Below are 22505 nucleotides of genomic sequence, written 5' to 3'. Positions count from 1 at the left end.
CCTAGGGTGCGGGCCGGTCTTCGATCGAAGCACCCGGGTCTTCGTTTCCGGGGGCCACTACCGAGGACCGGCGGCTGGCCGGCGGCTGCGCGCTCGTCGTATGGGGTTGTGCGACCAGACTAAGTGCCGATGCGCACTTTGTGCACGTACAGCAAAGGGAGCGGCCCCCTGAAAGTGGGAACCGCTCCCTTCATGGCGTCTTACTTGGCGCCGCCGGCCGCACCGCGGCGGATGCCGAGGCGGTCGACCAGCGTACGGAAGCGCTGGATGTCCTTCTTCGCCAGGTACTGCAGCAGGCGGCGGCGCTGGCCGACCAGGATCAGCAGACCACGACGGGAGTGGTGGTCGTGCTTGTGCTGCTTGAGGTGCTCGGTCAGGTCCGAGATGCGACGGGACAGCATCGCGACCTGGACCTCGGGGGAGCCGGTGTCGCCCTCCTTGGTGCCGAACTCGGCCATGATCTGCTTCTTGACAGCGGCGTCGAGAGCCACGCGGATCTCCTCTTTGGTGTTCGTGCGCCCGCGAGTGCCCCTGGTCCAGTTCTCAGGGGAAGCTTCCGTGACTCGACGGGCGAAGGTCCGATGGGCGCAGCTTCCAGAGGCTTCCGAGTGGTCTCGGGGGCTTTCCGGGAGCGCGTACACAAACGGCCGTTACACAGCGTACCAGCTTGCCGGAGCGCCCCCGGGCCCCTTTTCCGCTTGCCGGTGCTACTTGCTGGTGAGGGAGCGGACCCGGGTGAAGACGTCGAGGACCGCGAGGGCGAGCGGGACGAGGGAGAGCAGGACGAAGCCCTCGGCCAGGTCGAGGAGCCGGCCCCAGAACGGCGAGAGGCCCTTCCTCGGGATGATCAGGCCGATCGCGGTGACCAGCGCTGCGCCGGCGGCGACGGCGGCGGTGAGCCAGATCGTCCGGATGTCGAGGCCGCCCCGGTCCCCGTACATGAGGAGGTCCTTGACCAGGTCGGCCGGCGGGTTGAGGGAGAGGCCGAGGACGAGCAGCGCGATGGCGGCGATGCCGGCGACGAGGACGCAGGCGACCTGCGAGGTGTACCGGAAGAGGCGGGCGCGCAGCAGCATCGCGAGGCCGGCGGCGAGGGCGAGGAGCTGGCCCCAGACGTTCCCGGCGAAGCCGAGGACGGCGGCGGAGCCGACGACGACGGCAGCGCAGCCGCCGACCAGGCCGAGGAGCATCTCGTGCCCGCGGCGGGCCTGGAGCGCGATGCGCTCGCCGTCGACGGGCTGCGCCTCCTCGCCGGGCTGCTGCGGGTCGGCGGAGAAGTCGTCCTCTGCGGCGCTGCGCGGGGCGGCGTAGCCGATGGGGAGCCGGGCGAAGCGGGCGGAGAGGCCGGGCAGGAAGGCGACGGCGCCGATGGCGACGGGCGCGCAGGCCGCGGCGGCCTCGGTGGCGGTGGCCTCCGTGAGGATCATCAGGAAGGTGGCGAGGGTGCCGACGCCGGCGAGGAAGGTGGCGGCGACGAAGGGGGCGTCGCCGCTGGGGGTGAGCGCGACGAGGGCCACGGAGGCGACGAGGACGGTGACGCAGCCGAGCAGGAACTGCAGGCGGCCGGGGCCCTGGCCGGCGTCGGGGGCGATGATGCCGGAGCCGGCGATGAGGAGCAGCGGCAGGGCGCCGAGGCCGAGGGCGACGGCGGTCGCCCGGTCCGCGTAGACGCGGGCGCGGACGCCGGCGAAGGCGGTGAGGAGGAAGCCGGCGGCGCCCGCGATGATCCCGGGGAGGCTGTGCATGTCGTGGCGGACCGGGTCGGCGAACCAGAGGACGAAGCCCATGAGGACGAGGAGCAGCACGCCGCCGAGGAGTCCGGCGCCGCGGAGGAGTTCGTCGCTCCACAGGTGCCGGTCGCGGGTGACGGCGGAGGCGACGGCGTCGGACACGTCGTCGTAGACGGCCGGCGGCAGGGACTGGGCGAAGGGCCGCAGGGAGAGCACCTCGCCGTCGAGGACCTGCTGGGCGGCGAGGGTGCGGGCGCCGTCGAGGACGGATCCGTCGCGGCGGACCAGGTGGTAGCCGGTCGGTGTGCCCGCCGCCTGGGTCTGGCCGGTGAGGCGCAGGATCTCCGGGTAGACGTCGGCGACGGCGATGTCCTCGGGGAGCGCGACGTCGATGCGGCTGTCCGGCGCCACGACGGTGACGCGGCAGAAGCCGGTCGTTGCGGTCGTACTCACGTGTGTGGACCCCCTGATTCGCGGTTGCGGCCGTCCGGTTCGCGGTTGCGCCCGTCCTGATTCGCGGTTGCGCACGATGCGCGCGCCACCCTACCGGGGACGGCAGGTGGGGGCTGCAAGTAGGATCGCCGTCCCATGGGGGAAGTCCGCGCGCCCGGCTGCCGACAGGGGTCGCGTGCGGATGCTCCCGCCACGAGCCCGCCTCCAACGAGGGATTGATGCGCCGGTGAGCCAGATCGTCGTCAAACGCCCGCCGAGGTCCCTTCCTCCGGAAGTGCCCGGTGAGGAACTGGTCCTGGAGTCTCCGCCGGAACTTCCGCGGGGACAGCAGGAGTCGGCGTTGATGCAGCTCCTGCCGATGCTCGGCATGGGTTCTTCGGTCGTCTTCTTCTTCATGACGCCGTCTCCGATCATGCGGATCATGGGCTCGCTGATGCTGGCGTCGACGGTCGGAATGGCCATCGCCCAGTTCGTCAGATTCCGTCGCGGTACGCAGGGGCAAATGGCCGATGTCCGCCGCGACTACCTCAAATACCTCGCGCAGACCCGGCGTACGGTCCGGCGCACGGCGCGCAAGCAGCGGGACGCCCAGCTGTATCTGCACCCCGCCCCCGAGCAGCTGTGGTCGGTGGTGGCCGAGGGTTCCCGGGTGTGGGAGCGCCGGGTCGGCGACCATGACTTCGGGCAGGCGCGGATCGGCCTCGGGGCGCAGCAGTTGGCGACTCCCCTGGTGGCGCCGGACACGGCTCCGGTGGACGAGCTGGAGCCGCTGTGCGCGGGTGCGATGCAGCAGTTCCTTGCGGTGCACGGCACCTTGGACGGGCTGCCGATGGCGGTCTCGATGCGGGCGTTCTACCACGTGACGGTGTCGGGCGAGCCGGAGTCGGCGCAGGCCGCGGCGCGTGCCCTCGTGGCGCAGCTGGTGACGCTGCACTCCCCCGACGACCTGATGCTCGCCGTGGTGGCGGCGCGGCCGGCTCAGGAGCGCTGGGACTGGACGAAGTGGCTGCCGCACACCCAGGTGCCGGGGCAGGTCGACGGGGCCGGTACGAAGCGGCTGTTCGGCGACGACCTCGGTGAGCTGGAGAACCTGGTCCGCTCGAAGCTGGACGGGCGGCCGCGGTTCTCCCGGGAGAACCAGCCGGTGCTCGACCAGCCGCACGTGGTGGTGGTCCTGGACGGCGGGATGGTGCCGCCGGACTCGCTGCTCGCGGCGGCCGAGGGCCTGCAGGGCGTGACGATCGTGGAGGTCGTCTCCGGTGAGCTCGACGAGCCGCGCGGTGGCCTCTCGGTGGTGGTACGGCCGGGCCGGCTGCGTCTGGAGTCGGGCGGCGGCTTCGCGTACGAGGGGCTGCCGGACGGCATCTCGCTGCCGGCGGCCGAGGCGCTGGCCCGGCAGCTGGCGCCGCTGCGGATGGGCGGCGGGGACGACGACGAGCCGCTGCTCGCCAACCTGGACTTCACGGACCTGCTGAACCTGGGCGACGCGGCCTCGGTGGACGTGACGCGGACCTGGCGGCCCCGGTCGGTGGCCGAGCGGCTTCGCGTGCCGATCGGTGTCGGCGAGGACGGCCTGCCGGTCATGCTGGACCTGAAGGAGGCCGCGCAGGAGGGCATGGGCCCGCACGGTCTGTGCGTCGGCGCGACGGGTTCCGGAAAGTCGGAGCTCCTTCGCACGCTGGTGCTCGGTCTGGCGGTGACGCACTCCTCGGAGACGCTGAACTTCGTCCTCGCGGACTTCAAGGGCGGCGCGACCTTCGCGGGCATGTCGCAGATGCCGCACGTGGCGGCGGTCATCACCAACCTCGCCGACGACCTGACGCTCGTCGACCGCATGGGCGACGCGATCCGCGGCGAGCTCCAGCGGCGGCAGGAGCTGCTGCGCTCGGCGGGCAACTACGCCAACATCCACGACTACGAGAAGGCGCGGGCGGCGGGTGCGCCCCTCGAACCGCTGGCCTCGCTGGTCCTGGTGATCGACGAGTTCTCCGAGCTCCTCACCGCCAAGCCGGACTTCATCGACATGTTCATCCAGATCGGCCGCATCGGCCGCTCCCTGGGTGTGCACCTGCTGCTCGCCTCCCAGCGCCTGGAGGAGGGCAAGCTGCGGGGCCTGGACACGTACCTCTCGTACCGGATCGGTCTGCGGACCTTCTCGGCGGCGGAGTCGCGGACGGCGATCGGTGTGCCGGACGCGTACCACCTGCCGTCGGTGCCGGGTTCGGGCTATCTGAAGTTCGGTACGGACGAGATGACCCGCTTCAAGGCGGCGTACGTCTCGGGGACGTACCGGACGGGCGGGCCGCGTCTGGAGATCGGGCAGATGCCGGTGGAGCGGCGGCCCGCGCTGTTCACGGCGGCGCCGGTGCCGGTGGTGTACGCGGCGCCGGACCCGGCGTACCTCACGGCGCAGCGGAACGAGGAGGACGACGCGCTCGCGGACACCGTCCTCGACGTGATCGTGCGGCGTCTGGAGGGCCAGGGGGTGCCGGCGCACCAGGTGTGGCTGCCGCCGCTCGACCAGGCGCCCTCGCTCGACCAGCTGCTGCCGGGGCTCGCGCAGACCGCGGACCGGGGGCTCACGGCGACGGAGTACACGCGTCAGGGCGCGCTCACGGTGCCGCTCGGGCTCATCGACAAGCCGTTCGAGCAGCGGCGCGAGGTGCTGTACCGGGACTTCTCGGGTGCGGCCGGTCACATGATGGTGGTCGGCGGTCCGCAGTCCGGCAAGTCGACGATCATGCGCACGCTCGTCTCCTCGTTCGCGCTCACCCACACCCCGGCCGAAGTGCAGTTCTACTGCCTGGACTTCGGTGGCGGCGGCATGGTCTCGCTGGCCGATCTGCCGCACGTCGGCGGGGTGGCGTCCCGGCTCGACCCGGAGCGGGTGCGCCGGACGGTCGCGGAGGTCATGGGCGTCCTGAACCGGCGGGAGGAGTTCTTCCGCGCGCACTCCATCGACTCGATCGCGACCTACCGGCGCAAGCGGGCCGCGGGCGAACTGCCGGGCGAGGCCTGGGGCGACGTCTTCCTGATCGTGGACGGCTGGGGAACCTTCCGCAACGACTACGACATGCTGGAGCCGATCGTCTCCGACATCGCGGCGCGCGGTCTGGGCTACGGCATCCACGTGGTCATCACCGCCGCCCGGTACATGGAGGTGCGTGCGGCGCTCAAGGACCAGATGCTGGGCCGGCTCGAACTGCGGCTCGGTGACGTCATGGACTCCGAGTTCGACCGCAAGGTCGCGGCGAACGTGCCGACCGGCGTGCCGGGCCGCGGCCAGGTCCCGGAGAAGCTGCACTTCATGGGCGCGCTGCCGCGGATCGACGGGTCGAGCTCCTCGGCCGACCTGGCGGACGGCACGGCGGCGTTCGTCCAGGCGGTGAAGGCGAGCTGGACCGGAGCCCCGGCCCCCGCGGTGCGGCTGCTGCCGCGCAGGCTGCCCGCGGAGCAGCTGCCGAAGGGCTTCGAGTACCCGCAGCACGGCATCGCGATCGGCATCGACGAGACGAACCTGGAGCCGGTGTTCGTCGACTTCGAGTCCGATCCGTTCTTCCTGATCTTCGGCGAGAGCGAGTCCGGCAAGACGGCGCTGCTGCGGCTGATCGCCAAGCAGCTGTGCGAGCGGTACACGCCCGAGCAGGCGCGGATCGTGGTCGGCGACTACCGGCGGACGATGCTGGAGGCGGTGGCGCCCTCGCACCTCCTGGAGTACGCGCCGATGGCCTCGGCCATGCAGATGCACATGGACGCGGTCAACACGGTGATGACGAAGCGGGCGCCGAAGCCCGACATCACGCCGCAGCAGCTGCGCGACCGCAGCTGGTGGTCGGGTCCCCAACTGTTCGTCCTCGTCGACGACTTCGAGCTGGTGGCGACCAACTCGGGGAACCCGCTGGCCGTTCTGGTGGAGAACCTGCCGTTCGCGCGGGACGTCGGCATCCGGTTCATCGTGGCCCGCAGCCAGGCGGGCGCCTCCCGGGCGATGTACGAGCCGTTCATGCAGCGGATGCGGGAGCTGGGCGCGCAGGGCGTGCTCCTCTCCGGCGACCCGCAGGAGGGCGACATCCTCGGCGGCGTCCGGGCGCGTCCGATGCCTCCGGGCCGGGGCACGTTCATCTCGCGGAAGCGCGGGACGCCGCTGGTGCAGCTGGGCTGGCTGCCCGAACAGCACTGAGCTGCCGGAACAGCACGGAACGGAGCGGTCCCTCCCGCTACGGTGGGAGGGACCGTCGTACCACCGCGAAGGGAAAGCGCCGATGAGCGACGCACACGAGACCACCGCCGAGAGCGCGGACGCCGCGCTCGCCGCCGAGAAGCAGCGCCAGAAGGACGAGCTGTACGCGCTCGACATCTCCGGCGTCGAGTGGCAGGGCGCCCCGGGGACGAGCCCGGACGAGGAGCGCGTGGAGATCGCCCGGCTGCCCGAGGGCGCGGTGGCGATGCGCTCGTCCCTCGACAAGGACACGGTGCTGCGCTACACGAAGGCCGAGTGGGACGCGTTCGTCCTGGGCGCCCGTGACGGCGAGTTCGACCTGCGCTAGGGGATACGCGTGAGGGGGTGGCCCGTGGGAACGGGCCACCCCCTCACGCGTATCGGCAAGGAATCACATCATGCGGAAGCGAGCCGCGTTGCCCTTGTCCGTGTCCTGGTAGCCGGCGACCGACTCGTCGAGGAGCTGGGCGATGCGCGCCAGGTCCTGGTTCATGCCGGCCATGTCGCGGGTCAGGCGGTCCTGGCTCTCGCGGTAGGCGATCTTCGCTTCACCTTCCCAGTTGGAGGCGACGCGGTTGACCTCGGCCATGAGGTCGTCGAGCTTCTGCGTGAGGGTGCTGGAGGTCAGGCGGGTGTCGGCCGCCGCCTGCGTCACGGTGTCGTAATTGACCGCAGTGGTCATGGTGTTGACTCCTCGGGTGAGAGTGGCGCGGAGGACTGGTCGGGTCGGACGGCTCAGATGCCGAGGATGGCGCTCTGACCGCCGGAGGCACCGGCGCCGGAGCTGCTGTCCATCTGACGGAAGGACCGCATGCGGTCCTCCTCCTCCTGCGAGAACCCGTCGGCGCTCATGCGCATGATCTCCTCGAGCTTGCTGAGCTCGGCGCGCATGCTGCGCAGACGCTGGTTCAGGTCGTTCTGGACCCGGTCGTACTCCTTGCTCGCAGCGCCCTGCCAGCCCGCCTGAACGCGGTCCACCACACCGTTGAGGGAGGTGATGCGGGCCTGGAGCTCGTCGGAGAAGTCCTGGATCCGGCCGGCGAGCTTGACTTGTTCGGCACTGGTTACGTTCAGGTCTTTCGACATCTTGCCCCTTCTTCCTTCGGCGGCGTCGACGGACGGGCCGTCGGGCCTTCCGGTGTTGATGCGGACGGGAATCTTCTGATGCCGCCCCCGTGCTGGGTTCGCACTGTCGTGCCCCCAGCGGTCACTGTAGCCATTGACGGCGGCAGTTCCAACTGCAAAGGAAGGTCCCGATACTTGACCGGTACGCGCGTCACCGGGCCTCCCTCCTGCGGCGGCTGTCGCGGATCACGGTGGCGGTCCCTGCGACCACGGCCACCAGGACACCTCCGATCCCCAACGTGTAGGTGGCGAGCCGTTCGGAGCGCTCCTGGGGCGTCTCCGACAGCACCAGACGGGCCGGCTCGGGAGCCGGCGGCTTGGGCGGGCCCGGGTCGGGCACGGGCGAGGAGGCGGGCGTCCCGGGCTGGTCGGCGAGCGCCCGCACCGGATCGACCACACCCCAACCGACGTGGTCGTCACGGCCGTTGATCGAGCGGACGGCGGTCTGCTCGATGCGGGTGACGATCTGGGCCGCGCTCCACTCCGGGTACTTGGCGCGGAGCAGGGCGGCGACGCCGGCGACGTACGGGGCGGAGAAGCTGGTGCCGTTGTCGACGCACTGGCCGCCGCCGGGAACGGTGGAGACGATGTCGACGCCGGGGGCGGCGACGCCCACCATGGGGCCGGACTGGGAGAAGGCGGCGCGTTCGTTGTTCCGGTCGGAGGAGGCGACGGCGAGGACGCCGGGGAAGGCCGCCGGGTACGTCTTCTTGCTCTTGCCGTCCATGCCGTCGTTGCCCGCGGAGGCGACGATCACGACGTCCTTCTCGATCGCCTTGGCCACCGACCTGGCCATGGGCGAGTCCGGGCTCATCGGCTGGGTGGTGTCCTGCGAGATGTTGATGACCTTGGCGCCCTTGAGCACGGCGTAGTCGATCGCCTGGGCCATGGTGTCGGACTTGCCGCTGTTCTTCTCGTCGTTCTGCCGGATCGGGATGATCGTCGCCTCGGGGGCGAGGCCGACGAAGCCGGTGCCCTTGCGGGGGCGGGCGGCGATGATGCCGGCGACCTTGGTGCCGTGGCCGACCTCGTCGACGGTGCCGTCGGTCTTGCCGCGCTTCTCGTCGCCGTAGGAGGGGTTGTTCTTGTCGGGCTTGAGGTAGTCCTTGCCCGACTTGGCGTCGACGGCGGAGCTCAGCTGCTGGTTGACGTCGTCGACGCCGGTGTCGATGACGGCGACCCGGACGCCCTTGCCCTTGGTGTCCTGCCACAGCTCGTCGAGGAGGACCCGCTGGAGCGGCCAGGGGATGCCCTCGATCTGCTTCTTCATGGGGAAGGTGCACTCGCCGCTGCCGTCGAGGGCCGGGCCGTCGTCGCGCGGCTGGGCCGCCGCGGCGGGGGCGGCGAGCAGGGCCACGAGGGTGCCCGCGGCGAGCAGGGCGGTCGTGCGGTTCGTCGTCGTCACCGGTGCCACCCCCTAGGAACCCTGCGGCTGACGCGCGCTGTTGGTGTCGAGCCTCGGGCCCTTCGACAGGAACTCCGACCATTCGATCGGGACGAGGACCGGCTGGACGTTCTCGTAGCCGAGACGCTTCTGGGCGTCGCTGGGTTCCGGCCTGCCGTCGGTCTGCTTCTGCTCGCCGGCGCCGATCTCGGAGCGGGCGGAGTCGCTGTCGCCGTTGGCCTGGACGGCGTACCGCAGGCCGGTGTCGGTGACGAGGAAGAGGGAGCCGTCGGGCGTCTTCTGCTTGCCCTGGATCTGGGTGTAGAGCAGGCCGGTGCCGGGGGTGACGTACGTGCTGGTGCCGCCGGCCGTGATGTCGGCGGGGTACTCGGTGCCGGCCCAGGTGGCGAGCTCGGTGTCGCCCTTCTCGTTGACGTCGGTGAGGACGCTGCAGATCGTGTCGCGGGCGCCCTCGCCGGTGGAGGCGTTGATCTGGGTGGACTTCAGGGTCGGCCAGCGGACGCCGTCGTGGAAGACGGTGGGGTCCGGGACGAAGGAGGAGGCGTCGACGGTGGTGGCCTTGCCGTCCATGTCGAGGTTGCCGGTCTCCGGGGAGTTGATGAGCAGCCAGGCGGTGAAGGGGGTGACGGGCTGGACCTTGCCGGCGAGGACGACGTAGTACTGCGGTCCCGAGCCGGTCTGGGCGAGGAGGACCATGCCGATCCGGTTCTCGGTCCCCGTGAGGGTGTTGCCGGGGATGCCGGCGGAGGCGCCGACCGTGCCGTCGATGTGCGGGAAGTCGATCTCGTCGCCGGTCTTCAGGGTGGCGAGCCAGTCGTCGGTGACGGCCTGCGGTTCCTTGCCGAGGCCGACGAGGGCGGTGAGGAGCCCGGCCCGGTCGGCCTTCACCGGGTACTTGGTGCCGGTGTGGTCGACGAGGAACTGGGCGTTGCCCTTCTGGCCCTTGACGTACAGGACCTGCCCGTCCTTCAGCTTGTGGTCGCCCTCGGTCCGCTTGGCGTCGCGCTCGGCGAAGAGGAAGGTCGCCTTCTGGACGCTGGCGCCCTTGCCGCCACCGGGCTGCTCGCAGACGGCCCAGCGCTTCTTCCTGCCCGCGTCGTCCGGGGCGGGAAGCCGGTCGGGGGCGTACGGGATGCCGAGGATGGGGCCGCGCGGCGGCTTGCCCTCGTCGAGCTTCTTGTCGTCGACCTGGATGACCTGGAACTGGTCGGGGTTGAGCAGCAGTCGGGCGGAGGCGAGGTTGAGGACGGGGTGGAGCAGGGTCTTCTTGTCCTTGCCCTTGCCGGTCTCCAGGACGACGTACCGGGTCGTCGACTGCTTGCCGATGATGACCCGGGTGCCGGGGGTGTCCCAGCCCTTGGGGGCGGTGGGGCTGAACATGCCCCAGGCGCCGAATCCGGCGACGACGAGCGCGGAGACGATCAGGCCGGGGACGACCGCCTTCAGCGGCTTCGGTGCCCCCTCCTCCGTGCCGGAGGGCGAGGGTTGGAGGAATGCCGCCACCGTGCGCTTCTTCGCAAAGGTGTACGCGTTGAGCTCGTCCCGCCGCGATGCCATGAGTCCCCATTCTCGTCAGGCGCGATCTTCGCGCGGGGCGCCGGGGTGGTGACACCCGGGCCCCGGCCTTCGGACCGGCCCCCTACTATGCCTGCTGTCCCGTGGGGTTCGTGGGGCGGGTAGGGTGATCCGGCCGCCAAAGCCCTGGCGGGCCAGGGTCATCGGGACGAATTGAGGGGGATTCTCCATCATGGCTTCCGCGAGGCGGAGGCGGCCCGCCGCGGCCGCTGCCTCCACACCCCCGTCCACGGGACCCGCACCCGCGGTCTCACCGAGGCTCCAGGCACGCCCGGGACACTTCGGTTCGTTCCGATTGCAACAGCTCGTACTGGTCGAGGTGGCGGCGGCGCTGCTGCTCCTCGCCTGGGTCGTCGAGCCGATGCTGCTCGTGCCCGCGGGCGTGGTCGCCGTCGTGCTCGTGCTGCTCGCCGTGGTGCGCCGGCACCGGCGTTCGCTGCCCGAGTGGCTGGGCACCTTCCTCGCGCTGCGCGCCCGTTCGCGCCGGGCCTCCTCGTTCACGGTGCCGGAGGGCACCGAGCCGGGGTTCGCACCGCTCGTGGAGTGCGATCCGGCGCTGCGGACCTACGCGTACAGCGACCGTGACCGGCGTCCGGTCGGGATGGTCGGCGACGGCACCTTCCTGACCGCCGTCCTGCGGGTCGAGTCGGACGGCACGGCGCTGCGTCCGGACCGCGCGGCGAAGCCGCTGCCCGTCGGGCTCGTCCGGGACGTGCTGAGCGTGGACGGCATCCGCCTGGAGTCGGCGCAGATCGTGCAGCACACGCAGCCGGCGCCCGCGCCGCACCTGCCCGCGCAGTCGATGGCCGCCCGCAACTACGGGCCGCTGCAGGCGCAGACGGGTTCGCCCGCGGTGCGGATCACCTGGATCGCGCTCAAGCTCGACCCCGAACTCTGCCCGGAGGCGGTCGCCGCGCGCGGCGGCGGCATGACGGGCGCCCAGAAGTGCGTGGTGCGGGCTGCGGACCAGCTGGCGAGCCGGCTCGCGGGCGCCGGGTTCCGGGCGAGCGTGCTGACGGAGCAGGAACTGACCTCCGCGCTCGCCACGTCGAGCTGCGCCAGCCCGATGGCGATAGCGCAGGCGGGCCGGGGGCAGGCGCAGGGGCGCCGCACCCAGGAGACCGCGCGGACCTGGCGGGTGGACGACCGGCGGCACACGACGTACTGGGTGGGGCGCTGGCCCCAGTTGGGCGGCCGGAGCGGCGGCGCGGGCGCGTCGATGCCGCAGCTGGTGGCCCTGCTGACCTCGCTGCCCGCGCTCGCGACGACGTTCAGCCTGACGCTGAGCGGCGGGGACCGGCAGGAGGTGACGGTGACCGGACACGTGCGCATCACCGGACGCAGCGACGAGGAACTGGTGGCCGCGCGGCACGAGCTGGAGCGTGCGGCGCGCGGAGTGAGGACGGGTCTGGTGCGCCTCGACCGGGAACAGGTGCCCGGCATCCTGGCGACGCTTCCGCTGGGGGGTGCGCGCTGATGTCCACCGCTTCTTTCGGTACGTCTCCGGCCTCGGGTGCTCCTTACCCGGGCGCTTCCTCCTCGGGCGCTCCTTACCCGGGCGCTCCTTCTCCCGGCGCTTCCTCCGCCCGGCGTACGGGGCGGGTCACGCGGCCCCGGTTCGGGTTCGGGCTCGTCGGGCCGCGCCGCGACCGGCACTCCGTACCCCTGGAACAGCTGGAGGCGCTGGCCCTGCCGGTCGGCGACGACGGCATGGTGATCGGCGTGGACGCCGAGGGCCGCCCGGCCGTGCTCGGCATCAACCGGCCCGTCCCGTACGACGTCACGCTCATCGGCGGTCTGTGGACCGCGCAGGTGCTGGCCCTGCGGGCGGCCGCGACGGGCGCCCGGGTGGCGGTCGAGACCGGGCGCGCGCAGGCGTGGACGGCCCTCGCGCAGGCCGCGGGCGGCGGGCAGCCGTGCATCACGCTGCACGACGTGGGCCGGGTGCCGCCGCAGGGCGCCTCGGCGGGCAGTCCGGTGGTCGTGGTGCGCGACTGCGGCATGCGGCCGCCGCGCGGCCGTGTCGTGTCGGCGCCCTGGCAGTCGGTGGTGACGCTGCTGCCCTATCTGAGCCCGGTCGCGCCCCGGCTCCTGGAGAAGTCCTCCCTGGTCGGGGTCCAGCGGGTGTCCCCCGACGAGGCGGCCCAGATCGGCCGCATCATGAGCCTGCCGCGGCACGAGTACGAGGCGCTGTCCACGCTCGCCGACGGGGTGACCCTCTGGTGCACGCCGAACGACCGCCAGTTCGTGATGACGCAGGCGACGGACGCCGAGACCGGATTGTTGGGCGGCGCGCGCCGGATGGACTGAGGCGGCCGAGCGGCGACGTCATGACGTGAAGTCGTTCAAGTACGTCCGCTTTTGCATCGTTTTGAACGGTGGGGGTTCTCACTCTGCGGCGCGACCGGGTCACTTGGGGCCCGGAACGGTCCGTGGAGGCGGGCGCGGAGGGGCCGTCGGCCCTGCCCGGGGGCGGCCCGCGGCGATTAGGGTGGAAGGGCCCCGCCCACAACGGCACAAGGGTGCTCGACCACACCAGGAGGCAAAGTGAACGGCGATCGCGACGAGATCCACGGGGGTTGGAATCCGCCCGCCGACGATCAGTCCGACGCGGATCCCGCCGAGATGACGGGTGAGTTCACCATCGACTACACCCCGCCCGCCTGGTACACGCAGAACGCGTCGGGCGGTACGGGGGCGGGCGGTGTCACTCCCCCGCCGCCGAGCGGAGCGCCGGTCGCCGTACCGGGCCTCCCGGCGGGCAGCGGCTTCGAGCCCAGCTGGAACATCGCGCCGCCGGCCCCGCCGGTGGCGGTGCCTCCCGTGACGCCGCCGACTCCTGCACCTGTGCCCGCTCCGGCGGTTGAGCCGGTCGCGCCTGCCGCACCCGTCGCGCCCGTCGCGCCCGTCGCGCCTGCTCCCGTGCAGCCCGCCGCTGCGGTGCCGCCGGTGGGGGCTCCTCCGTTCGGCACGCCTGGTGCGCCGGTGCCGGGTGCGCCGGTGCCTGGTGCGCCCGTGCCCGGTGGTTCGCTGCCGTCCGTCCCGGCGCCCGCGGCCTCGTACGGGGGCGGGGACGTCGAGAGCGGTGCCACCGTGCGCTTCTCCCCCGCCGCTCTCGAGCGCGAGATCGCCGAGCGCACGGCGGAGAACGCAGAGAACGCAGAGAACACGGCGGACGCGGAGAGGTCGGCGGGCGCGGACGACTCCGCCGACCCGGCGAGCAGCGCGGCCGCCGAGGACGGCGGTGCGGCGGACTCCACCGAGGCCCCCTCCGCGGAAGCCGTGGAGACCGAGAGCACCGACGACGAGGTGGCCGACGACGCGACGGACGCGACGGGTACGGGCGACGACGAGGCCTCTGCAGAGGCCTCCGGCGACGCCGCGAGCCCGGAGGACGCGCCGGCCGCTCCCGAGGCGGACGCGGAGCCGGAGACCGGCACCGACGCGGAGACCGGGGCGGCCGTCGCCGCCGACCAGGCCGCTCCCGGCGCCGGCCCCCTCCCCGCCGCGCACCCCGCCGCCGACGCGCCGCAGGGCTTCGGCCCCGGCGCGGCTCCCGGTCCGTACGACGCGGCCGGGCAGCAGCCCGGTGGCGCTCCCGGACCCTACGGCGCCCCGTACCCGGGCGCGGGCGCCGCCGCCCCCGGGCCGTACGGCGCGCCGTACCCGGGCGCCGGGCCGCAGGCCGGAGCCGGGGCCGGGCTGCCTCCGCTGCCGCCGTCGTTCCAGCCGGCCGCCCCCGAGCCCGCGCAGCAGTGGCCCGCGCAGCCCGCTCCGGGTGCCCAGCCGGTGCCGCCGGCCGCGCCGCTGCCGCCCGCCGCCGCCTGGCCCGCCCCTGCGGCACCCGTGCCCGGCACGCCCGGTCCCGGCCCCGTACCGCCGCAGACCCAGGCCCAGACGCCCGGGGCCTACGGTTACCCGCAGGCCCCGCAGGCCCCGCAGGAGCCCCAGGCCCCGGCGGCTCCCCAGCCCCCGGCCCCGCAGGGCGGTTACGGCTTCCCGCCGCAGCAGGCCGGTTACGGCTACCCGCAGCAGCCCGGCGCGCCCGGCGGTGTCCCGCCGCAGGCGCAGGCCCCCGGCGGCTACGGCTACCCGCACCCCGGAGCCGTACCCCCGCAGGCGGCGCAGGCCCCGCAGCCCCCGTACGACGGTCAGCCGGCCGTGGATCCGCGGACCGGTGCCGCCTGGCCCTCGCCGGTGACGCACGACCAGCGGGAGCGGTCCGTGCCGGGCGCCCCGCTCGGGTACAACGCGGCCGTGGAGCTCTCCTCCGACCGGCTCCTGCGCAACAACAAGCAGAAGCCCAAGTCCAGCCGGAACCCCGGTGCCGCCAACCGCTTCAAGCTCGGCGGCAAGAAGGAGGAGGCGGAGCGGCAGCGGAAGCTGGACCTGATCCGTACGCCGGTCCTCTCCTGCTACCGGATCGCGGTCATCTCGCTCAAGGGCGGCGTCGGCAAGACCACGACGACCACCGCGCTCGGCGCGACCCTCGCCACCGAACGGCAGGACAAGATCCTGGCGATCGACGCCAACCCGGACGCCGGCACGCTCGGCCGCCGGGTGCGGCGCGAGACCGGGGCGACCATCCGCGACCTGGTGCAGGCGATCCCGTACCTGAACTCGTACATGGACATCCGCCGGTTCACCTCGCAGGCGCCGTCCGGCCTGGAGATCCTCGCCAACGACGTGGACCCGGCCGTCTCGACGACCTTCAACGACGAGGACTACCGGCGTGCGATCGACGTCCTCGGCAAGCAGTACCCGATCATCCTCACCGACTCGGGTACGGGCCTGCTGTACAGCGCCATGCGCGGGGTCCTCGACCTCGCCGACCAGCTGATCATCATCTCCACGCCCTCCGTGGACGGCGCCTCCAGCGCCTCGACGACCCTCGACTGGCTGTCGGCCCACGGCTACGCGGACCTGGTGCAGCGGTCCATCACGGTCATCTCGGGTGTCCGCGAGACCGGCAAGATGATCAAGGTCGAGGACATCGTGCAACACTTCCAGACCCGCTGCCGCGGTGTCGTGGTCGTGCCCTTCGACGAGCACCTGGCGGCCGGCGCCGAGGTCGACCTCGACATGATGCGGCCGAAGACCCGGGAGGCGTACTTCCACCTCTCGGCGATGGTGGCCGAGGACTTCGTACGGGCGCAGCAGGCGCAGGGTCTTTGGACCGGTGACGGCCAGGGCGCGATGCCTCCGCACACGGCCCCGCCGATGCCGGGCCAGCCGATGCCCGGACAGCAGGTTCCGGGGCAGTTCGCGCCCGGTCAGCCGATGCCGGGTCAGGTGCCCGGGCAGCCCGTGCCCGGACAGCCGATGCCGGGGCAGCCGATGCCCGGCCAGTTCGCGCCCGGCCAGCCCGTCCCCGGTCAGCCGTACGCGCCCCAGGCGCCGCAGCCCGGTCAGCCGTACCCGCCGCAGCCGCAGGCCGGTCAGCCCTACCCGCCGCAGGCGTACCCGCAGCCGGGACAGCCGATGCCGGGTCAGGTGCCCGGTCAGCCGATGCCGGGTCAGATGCCCGGCCCGATGCCGGGTCAGTTCGCCCCCGGCCAGCCCGTCCCCGGTCAGCCGTACGGCCCCCCGGCCGGCCAGCCGCAGCCGGGACAGCCCATGCCCGGTCAGCCGACGCCCGGGCAGCCGGGTGTGCCGCAGGCCTGGCAGCAGCCGCAGGACGGCGGCGAGCCCCAGCCGGGTCAGCCGCTGCCTCCGCAGGCGGACCCGCAGGGCCCTCCGCAGGCGCCGCCAGCCCCTCAGCAGTAGGGCGTCACAGGATTAGACCAATGAGGCTCCGTATCGGCTCACCGATACGGAGCCTCTTGGCGTTCCCGCAGACCACAAGGGGTTTGAGGGATCGTTGACGACGGCAGACCACCGCTGATACACCTTCGCTTCACCGCTCGTCAGCCCAAGATCCACGACAGAAACTCCGACGCGAGGTCACGTCCCATGGTCATGGTCACGAAGGTTCCACCCCGCCCCGCCCCCGCCCGCAGAGCCCTCCGACTTCTGCTCGCCACCGGTCTCGCCGGCACCTCGCTCGTCGTCCTCCCCGGCACCGCGCAGGCGGAGGACGAGAAGTCCGGCGGCACCACCCTCACGGTCGCCGTCTCGCAGAGCATCGACTCGCTGAGCCCGTTCCTCGCCCAGAAGCTCACCTCGACCAGCATCCACCGGCTGGCGTACGAGTACCTCACGAACTACGACCCGAAGGACGCGCACACGATCCCGGGTCTGGCGACCGCGTGGACGTCCTCGGCCGACAAGCTGACGTGGACGTACACGATCCGCAAGGACTCGACCTGGTCGGACGGGCAGCAGGCCACCGCCGAGGACGCGGCCTGGACCTTCAACAAGATGATGACCGACCCGAACGCCGCCACCGCCAACGGCAGCTTCACGGCCAACTTCGCCCAGGTCACCGCGCCCGACCCGCAGACGCTCGTCATCAAGCTCAAGAAGCCGCAGGCGACGATGACGGCCCTCGACGTGCCGATCGTGCCGAAGCACGTCTGGGAGAAGGTCACCGACTTCTCGAAGTTCAACAACGACAAGCAGTTCCCGATCGTCGGGAACGGCCCCTTCGTCATCACGGACTTCAAGGTCGACCAGTACATCAAGCTCAAGCCGAACAAGAAGTTCTGGCGGGGCGCACCCAAGTTCGACGAACTGGTCTTCAAGTACTACAAGGACGGCGACGCGGCCGTCGCGGCCCTGCAGAAGGGCGAGGTGTCCTTCGTGCCGAACCTGACGCCCGCCCAGGCGGCCGCCCTGAAGACCCAGAAGAACATCAAGGTCAACGACGCCCCCGGCCGCCGCTTCTACGCCCTCGCCACCAACCCGGGCGCGAAGGCCCAGGACGGCAGGACCTTCGGCAACGGCAACAAGGCGCTGCTCGACCCCGAGGTGCGCAAGGCGCTCTTCCTCGCCGTCGACCGCACCACCCTCGTCGACAAGGTCTTCCAGGGGCACGCCGTCGAGGGCGAGGGGTACATCCCGCCGCGCTTCGGCTCGTACTTCTGGAAGCCGGAGGCCGCGCAGAAGCGGGCGTACGACCCGGCCGAGGCGGAGAAGGTCCTCGACGCCGCCGGATACAAGAAGAACGCCGCCGGCAAGCGGCTCGGCAAGGACGGCAAGCCGCTCGACTTCCGGATCCTCTGTCACGCCACCGACCCGAACGACAAGGCCGTCGGCAAGTACCTCCAGGAGTGGTGGGGCAAGCTCGGCATCGGCCTGAAGGTCGAGTGCCTGGACAGCGTCTCCGACCCCTGGGTCAAGGGCGACTACGACCTGGCGTTCGACGGCTGGTCGGTCAACCCCGACCCGGACTACGTGCTCTCCATCCACACCTGCGGCACGCTCCCGGCGACCCCGAAGGACTCCGGCGCCACCGACAACTTCATCTGCGACAAGGAGTTCGACGGGCTCTACGCGCAGCAGGCGGTGGAGTACGACGCCGCCAAGCGGGCGGATCTGGTGAAGCGGATGCAGTCCCGGCTGTACGACACGGGGTACATGAACGTCATGGCCTACCCGAACGCCCTGGAGGCGTACCGCACGGACCAGATCAAGTCCATCACGACCATGCCCGAGGCCGCAGGGAACCTGTGGGGCCAGGACGGCTACTGGAGCTGGTGGTCGGCCGTGCCCACCGCACAGGCCGAGGACTCCGACGGCGGCTCGTCCACCGGGGTGATCATCGGCATCGCCGCGGCCGTGATCGTCGTCCTCGGCCTCGGCGCCTTCCTCGGTCTGCGCCGCCGCTCCACCGCCGACGACCGCGAGTAGTACGTGACGACGGCAAGCACCCCCGCCGACGTGGCGCGGGCCGAGAAGGCCCGCGCCACGGACGGCGCACCCCGCACCGGTTCCTCCCTCGGCTACCTCCGCCACGCGGCGGGGAAGCTGGGCGGCGCGCTCGTCTCGCTCCTCGCGGTCCTGGTCACCAGCTTCTTCCTCTTCCGGATCATCCCCGGTGACCCGGTGAAGGCGATGACCCACGGCGTGCCCACCTCCGCCGAGCAACTCGCCACGCTGCGCCGCCAGTTCGGGCTCGATCTGCCGCTGTGGCAGCAGTTCACCGACTACTGCGCCAAGGCGCTGAGCGGCGACCTCGGCACCTCGTTCCAGTTCCGCGCCCCCGTCGGGGACCTCATCGCGGAGAAGCTCCCGGCGACGCTGCTGCTCACCGGGGTCGCCGTGGTGATCTACTCGGCGCTCGGGCTGTGGCTGGGCACCCGCTCGGCCTGGCGGCACGGCAGGCTCGGCGACAAGCTGAACACCGGGATCGCGCTGACCCTGTGGTCGGTGCCCTCCTTCTGGCTCGGGCTGATCCTCATCATCGTCTTCTCCGTGGGCATGGGGCCGATCCCGGGGCTCTTCCCGACCGGCGGCATGGAGTCGGGCACGGGCGAGACCGGTTTCGCGTACGTCCTGGACGTCGCCCACCACCTGGTCCTGCCCGTGGTCACGCTCGTCGCCGTCGGCTACGCGCAGACCCTGCTCGTGATGCGCTCCTCGCTCCTCGACGAGATGGGCGGCGACTATCTGACGACGGCGCGGGCGAAGGGGCTGCGGGACGACGTCGTGCGGCGCAAGCACGCCGTGCCGAACGCGCTGCTTCCGACCGTGACCATGATCTTCATCAACCTGGGCCACGTGGCGGCCGGTTCGATCCTGGTGGAGACGGTGTTCTCCTGGCCGGGGCTCGGCGGGCTGTTCTACCAGGCGCTGAGCGTGCCCGATCTGCCGCTCGTGCAGGGCCTGTTCGTGGTCTTCGCCGGAGCGATGATCCTGATGAACCTGATCGCCGACCTGCTCTATCCGCTGCTCGACCCCCGGGTGGGCCGATGACCTCTCTCGCATGGGAGCGCCGCAAGGGTTCGGTCGCGCGCTTCTGGACGTCGTACCGGACCCACCGCGCCGGGCTCTACGGCCTCGTCGGCCTCGCCCTGATCGCCCTGCTCGCGCTCACCGCCCCGTGGACCGTCGGCTCCGACGTGCAGTCGGTGACGGAGGCGCCGGGCACCGCCCTGGAGCCGCCGAGCGCCGAGTTCCCGCTGGGCACCGACCAGTTCGGGCGCTCGCTGCTCGGCCTGCTGATCTGGGGCGCCCGGATCTCGCTGCTCGTCGGCCTGCTCGCGGCGACCCTGTCCGTCGCCATTGGGACCCTGGTCGGCATCATCGCCGGGCACTACGGCGGCTGGTTCTCGACCGTCGTCATGCGGATCACCGACTGGTTCCTGGTGATGCCGACGCTGGTGCTCGCGATCGTCCTCGCCACGGTCATGTCCCGGTCGATGTGGACGGTGGTCCTGGCGATCGGCGTGACCTCCTGGCCCACTACCGCCCGACTCGTACGGGCGCAGACGATCGCGGTGGAGTCCCGCCCGTACATCGAGCGGGCTACCGCGCTCGGCGGCGGCCACCGGCACGTCATGACCCGGCACGTGCTGCCGAACGTGATGCCGCTGGTCCTCGCGCAGACCACCCTCGGCATCTCGACTGCCATCCTCACCGAGGCGACCCTCGCCTTCCTCGGCCTCGGCGACCCGACGGTCGTCTCCTGGGGCGGGATGCTCCAGGACGCCCGGGAGGCGGGCGCCGTCTCCTCCGGGCACTGGTGGTACCTGGCCCCGCCCGGGATCGCGATCGCCCTGGTCGCGCTCGCGTTCACGCTGTGCGGCCGGGCCGTGGAGTCCGTACTGAACCCGAAGCTGGGGGTGGGGCGATGAGCCTCCTCGAGGTACGGGACCTCAGGGTGACGTACGGGTCGGGCGCGGCCGCCGTGCCCGCCGTGCGCGGGGTCGACCTGACCCTGGAGTCGGGGACCAAGCTGGGAGTCGCCGGCGAGTCGGGCTGCGGCAAGTCCACGCTCGCGCTCGCGCTCCTTCGGCTCCTTCCGGCCTCGGCGCGGATCGAGGGCGAGATCCTGCTCGACGGCGACGACGTCCTCGCCATGTCCTGGGGCCGGCTGCGGGCCGTGCGCTGGGCGGGCGCTTCGATCGTCTTCCAGGGCGCGATGCACTCGCTGAACGCCGTGCACCGGATCGGGGACCAGATCGCCGAGCCGCTGCTCGTGCACGGCCGGGCGACCCCGGCGGCGGCCCGCAAACGGGTCGGCGAGCTGCTCGAACACGTCGGGCTCCCGGCGGCCCGGGCCGCCGCCTACCCCCACGAGCTGTCCGGCGGGCAGCGGCAGCGCGTGATGATCGCGATGGCGCTCGCCTGCGACCCGCGCCTGATCGTCGCGGACGAGCCGACGACCGCGCTCGACGTGATGATCCAGGCGCAGATCCTGCGGCTGATCGAGCGGCTCGTCGCCGAGCAGTCCATCAGCCTCCTGATGATCAGCCACGACCTGGCGGTCCTCGCCGACACCTGCGACCGGCTCGCCGTGATGTACGCGGGCCGGGTCGTCGAGGAGGGGCCGGCGCGGGCGGTGTACGAGGCGGCCGCGCACCCCTACGGGCGGGCGCTGTCCTCTGCGTTCCCCCGGATCGGGGACCTCGCGTCCCGGCGGGCGCCGCGCGGCCTGCCCGGCGACCCGCCGGACCCGGCGGACCTGCCCGGCGGCTGCACCTTCCATCCGCGCTGCCCGGTGGCGGTGGACGCCTGCGCGGAGCTCGACCAGGAACTGCGGGAGGCGGGCGCGGGGCGCCGGGCCGCCTGCGTACACGTGGGGAGCACGTCATGAGCGGCGAGGCACGTGGGGAACACGTCGCGAGCGGCGAGGGGCGTGGGGAACACGCCATGGTCACCGAGACGCATGGGGAACACGCCCTGAGCACCGAGACGCATGGGGAACCCGCCCTGAGCACCGAGGCCCCCGCACGCCCTCTCCTCTCGGCGCGCGGACTGCACGTGACCTTCCCGGGGCGCCGGGGCGCGCCGCCCGCGCGCGCGGTGGACGGCGTGGACCTGGACATCGGCGCCGGGGAGATCGTGGCCCTGGTCGGCGAGTCGGGCTGCGGCAAGACGACGCTGGCCCGCTCGCTGCTCGGCCTGGTCCGGCCCACGGCAGGCACGATCGCCTTCGACGGGCAGCCGCTCGCGTACTCCTCGGGGGCGCTCAGGGCCTACCGGAAGCGGGCACAGCTGGTCCTCCAGGACCCGAGCGGTTCGCTGAACCCCCGGCACACCGTGTACGACGCGGTGGCGGAGGGGCTGCGGATCCACGGGTACGCGGGGGACGAGCGCACGGCCGTCGGCGAGGCCCTGGCACGGGCGGGGCTCCGTCCCCCGGAGCGGTTCTTCCTCCGCTACCCGCACGAACTGTCCGGCGGCCAGCGGCAGCGCGTGGTCATCGCCGGCGCGCTCGTCCTGGAGCCCGAACTGATCGTCGCCGACGAGCCGGTGGCGTCCCTGGACGCGTCGGTACGGGGAGAGATCCTGGCGCTGCTGCTGCGGCTGCGCGACGAACTCGGCCTGTCCGCGCTGGTGGTGACCCACGACCTGGGGCTCGCGTGGAACATCGCGGACCGGGTGGCGGTGATGTACCTGGGCCGGGTCGTGGAGACGGGACCGGTGGAGTCGGTCCTGACGAACCCACAACACCCATACACCCGGGCACTGTTGTCGGTCCTGCCGGAGTCGGAGGGCGCGCCGGTGGTCCTGACGGGCGAACCCCCGGACCCGTCCCGCATCCCCTCCGGCTGCCGCTTCCACGCCCGCTGCCAGCTCCTCGCCTCGGGCGAGGCGACGCCGGTCGCGGACCGCTGCCGGGGGGAGGACCTGCCGGTCCTGGGCGGCGGCGGGGAGGCGGTTGCCTGCCACTGGGTGACACGGGGGGCCTGATCCGGGCCCGTCGCGGACGGCCACTCCGCCGGGGCGGCGCCCCGCCGTTGTGGGCGTCGCCCGCCCCGTTGTGGGCAATCGTTCCGCTGGGGCGGTGCCCACCCGCCCGGACGGCGCCTCCGTTGCGGGCGCCCCATGCCGCCCCCGTTGTGGGCAATCGTTCCGCTGGGGCGGAACGGGTGGGCACAACGGACCCGCG

General features: G+C 72.3%; 16 protein-coding genes. 10 read left to right on the top strand and 6 right to left on the bottom strand.

From position 1 onward, the window contains the following. Positions 1-200: 200 nt before the first annotated feature. Positions 201-491, bottom strand: coding sequence for a 30S ribosomal protein S15 (gene rpsO, locus SVTN_RS27655; protein ID WP_015036567.1), 291 nt, complete (start codon positions 489-491; stop codon positions 201-203). Positions 492-707: 216 nt separating this feature from the next. Continuing rightward, on the bottom strand, positions 708-2183 hold the full coding sequence (gene eccD / locus SVTN_RS27650) for a type VII secretion integral membrane protein EccD (RefSeq protein WP_041131539.1): 1476 nt from the start codon (positions 2181-2183) through the stop codon (positions 708-710). A 226-nt stretch (positions 2184-2409) separates the two neighbouring features. Between eccD and SVTN_RS27645 the strand changes: the two genes are divergently transcribed. Beyond that, positions 2410-6363 carry a type VII secretion protein EccC gene (locus SVTN_RS27645; RefSeq protein WP_041131538.1) on the top strand — a complete coding sequence of 1318 codons (3954 nt, stop codon included), beginning with the start codon at positions 2410-2412 and terminating at the stop codon, positions 6361-6363. Positions 6364-6445: 82 nt separating this feature from the next. Continuing rightward, on the top strand, positions 6446-6730 hold the full coding sequence (locus tag SVTN_RS27640) for a DUF397 domain-containing protein (protein ID WP_041131537.1): 285 nt from the start codon (positions 6446-6448) through the stop codon (positions 6728-6730). A 63-nt stretch (positions 6731-6793) separates the two neighbouring features. Here SVTN_RS27640 and SVTN_RS27635 read toward each other — a convergent pair whose 3' ends face one another. The 4 genes from SVTN_RS27635 to eccB form a co-directional block, all read right to left on the bottom strand. Next, the gene (locus SVTN_RS27635) at positions 6794-7084 is read right to left on the bottom strand and encodes a WXG100 family type VII secretion target (protein ID WP_017235850.1); all 291 of its coding nucleotides are present in this window, start codon (positions 7082-7084) and stop codon (positions 6794-6796) included. Between the two features lie 53 nt (positions 7085-7137). Beyond that, on the bottom strand, positions 7138-7488 hold the full coding sequence (locus SVTN_RS27630) for a WXG100 family type VII secretion target (RefSeq protein WP_041131536.1): 351 nt from the start codon (positions 7486-7488) through the stop codon (positions 7138-7140). A 190-nt stretch (positions 7489-7678) separates the two neighbouring features. Then, positions 7679-8932 carry a type VII secretion-associated serine protease mycosin gene (gene mycP / locus SVTN_RS27625; protein ID WP_041131535.1) on the bottom strand — a complete coding sequence of 418 codons (1254 nt, stop codon included), beginning with the start codon at positions 8930-8932 and terminating at the stop codon, positions 7679-7681. Between the two features lie 12 nt (positions 8933-8944). Continuing rightward, positions 8945-10489, bottom strand: a complete 1545-nt coding sequence (gene eccB, locus SVTN_RS27620) for a type VII secretion protein EccB (protein ID WP_041131534.1) — start codon at positions 10487-10489, stop codon at positions 8945-8947. Positions 10490-10679: 190 nt separating this feature from the next. Here eccB and eccE point away from each other — a divergent pair, with 190 nt between their 5' ends. The 8 genes from eccE to SVTN_RS27580 all read left to right on the top strand — a co-directional run bounded on the left by eccE (position 10680) and on the right by SVTN_RS27580 (position 22306). Then, on the top strand, positions 10680-11984 hold the full coding sequence (gene eccE / locus SVTN_RS27615) for a type VII secretion protein EccE (RefSeq protein WP_041131533.1): 1305 nt from the start codon (positions 10680-10682) through the stop codon (positions 11982-11984). Continuing rightward, positions 11984-12817 carry a hypothetical protein gene (locus SVTN_RS27610; RefSeq protein ID WP_041131532.1) on the top strand — a complete coding sequence of 278 codons (834 nt, stop codon included), beginning with the start codon at positions 11984-11986 and terminating at the stop codon, positions 12815-12817. The genes eccE and SVTN_RS27610 overlap by 1 nt, the downstream gene beginning before the upstream one ends. A 237-nt stretch (positions 12818-13054) precedes the next feature. Further along, on the top strand, positions 13055-16273 hold the full coding sequence (locus tag SVTN_RS27605) for an SCO5717 family growth-regulating ATPase (protein WP_041131531.1): 3219 nt from the start codon (positions 13055-13057) through the stop codon (positions 16271-16273). A gap of 192 nt (positions 16274-16465) precedes the next feature. Continuing rightward, a complete protein-coding gene (locus SVTN_RS27600) occupies positions 16466-18298 on the top strand; it encodes an ABC transporter substrate-binding protein (RefSeq protein WP_041134293.1) in 1833 nt (610 codons plus the stop codon). Positions 18299-18301: 3 nt separating this feature from the next. Then, a complete protein-coding gene (locus SVTN_RS27595; RefSeq protein WP_041131530.1) occupies positions 18302-19363 on the top strand; it encodes an ABC transporter permease in 1062 nt (353 codons plus the stop codon). Beyond that, a complete protein-coding gene (locus tag SVTN_RS27590) occupies positions 19360-20244 on the top strand; it encodes an ABC transporter permease (protein WP_041131529.1) in 885 nt (294 codons plus the stop codon). The genes SVTN_RS27595 and SVTN_RS27590 overlap by 4 nt, the downstream gene beginning before the upstream one ends. Next, positions 20241-21206 (top strand): ABC transporter ATP-binding protein, encoded by a 966-nt coding sequence (locus tag SVTN_RS27585; RefSeq protein WP_041131528.1) that lies wholly within the window; start codon positions 20241-20243, stop codon positions 21204-21206. Before SVTN_RS27590 ends, SVTN_RS27585 begins: the two co-directional genes overlap by 4 nt. 56 nt (positions 21207-21262) lie before the next feature. Then, entirely contained in the window at positions 21263-22306 is a 1044-nt protein-coding gene (locus SVTN_RS27580) for an oligopeptide/dipeptide ABC transporter ATP-binding protein (protein WP_425429056.1), read from the top strand. The last annotated feature ends 199 nt before the right edge of the window (positions 22307-22505 follow it).

The organism is Streptomyces vietnamensis, from assembly GCF_000830005.1.
Lineage (GTDB): Bacteria > Actinomycetota > Actinomycetes > Streptomycetales > Streptomycetaceae > Streptomyces > Streptomyces vietnamensis.
Note: the sequence above shows the minus strand (reverse complement) of the source record. Positions and strands in the feature narration are given on the sequence as shown.

What these genes read in the sequence shown, in the direction of transcription:
- SVTN_RS27640 (WP_041131537.1), top strand. Translation starts at nt 6,446, where the DNA reads ATGAGCGACGCACACGAGACCACCGCCGAGAGCGCGGACGCCGCGCTC.
- SVTN_RS27635 (WP_017235850.1), bottom strand. Translation starts at nt 7,084, where the DNA reads ATGACCACTGCGGTCAATTACGACACCGTGACGCAGGCGGCGGCCGAC.
- SVTN_RS27630 (WP_041131536.1), bottom strand. Translation starts at nt 7,488, where the DNA reads ATGTCGAAAGACCTGAACGTAACCAGTGCCGAACAAGTCAAGCTCGCC.
- eccB (WP_041131534.1), bottom strand. Translation starts at nt 10,489, where the DNA reads ATGGCATCGCGGCGGGACGAGCTCAACGCGTACACCTTTGCGAAGAAG.
- eccE (WP_041131533.1), top strand. Translation starts at nt 10,680, where the DNA reads ATGGCTTCCGCGAGGCGGAGGCGGCCCGCCGCGGCCGCTGCCTCCACA.
- SVTN_RS27610 (WP_041131532.1), top strand. Translation starts at nt 11,984, where the DNA reads ATGTCCACCGCTTCTTTCGGTACGTCTCCGGCCTCGGGTGCTCCTTAC.
- SVTN_RS27600 (WP_041134293.1), top strand. Translation starts at nt 16,466, where the DNA reads ATGGTCACGAAGGTTCCACCCCGCCCCGCCCCCGCCCGCAGAGCCCTC.
- SVTN_RS27590 (WP_041131529.1), top strand. Translation starts at nt 19,360, where the DNA reads ATGACCTCTCTCGCATGGGAGCGCCGCAAGGGTTCGGTCGCGCGCTTC.
- SVTN_RS27585 (WP_041131528.1), top strand. Translation starts at nt 20,241, where the DNA reads ATGAGCCTCCTCGAGGTACGGGACCTCAGGGTGACGTACGGGTCGGGC.
- SVTN_RS27580 (WP_425429056.1), top strand. Translation starts at nt 21,263, where the DNA reads ATGGTCACCGAGACGCATGGGGAACACGCCCTGAGCACCGAGACGCAT.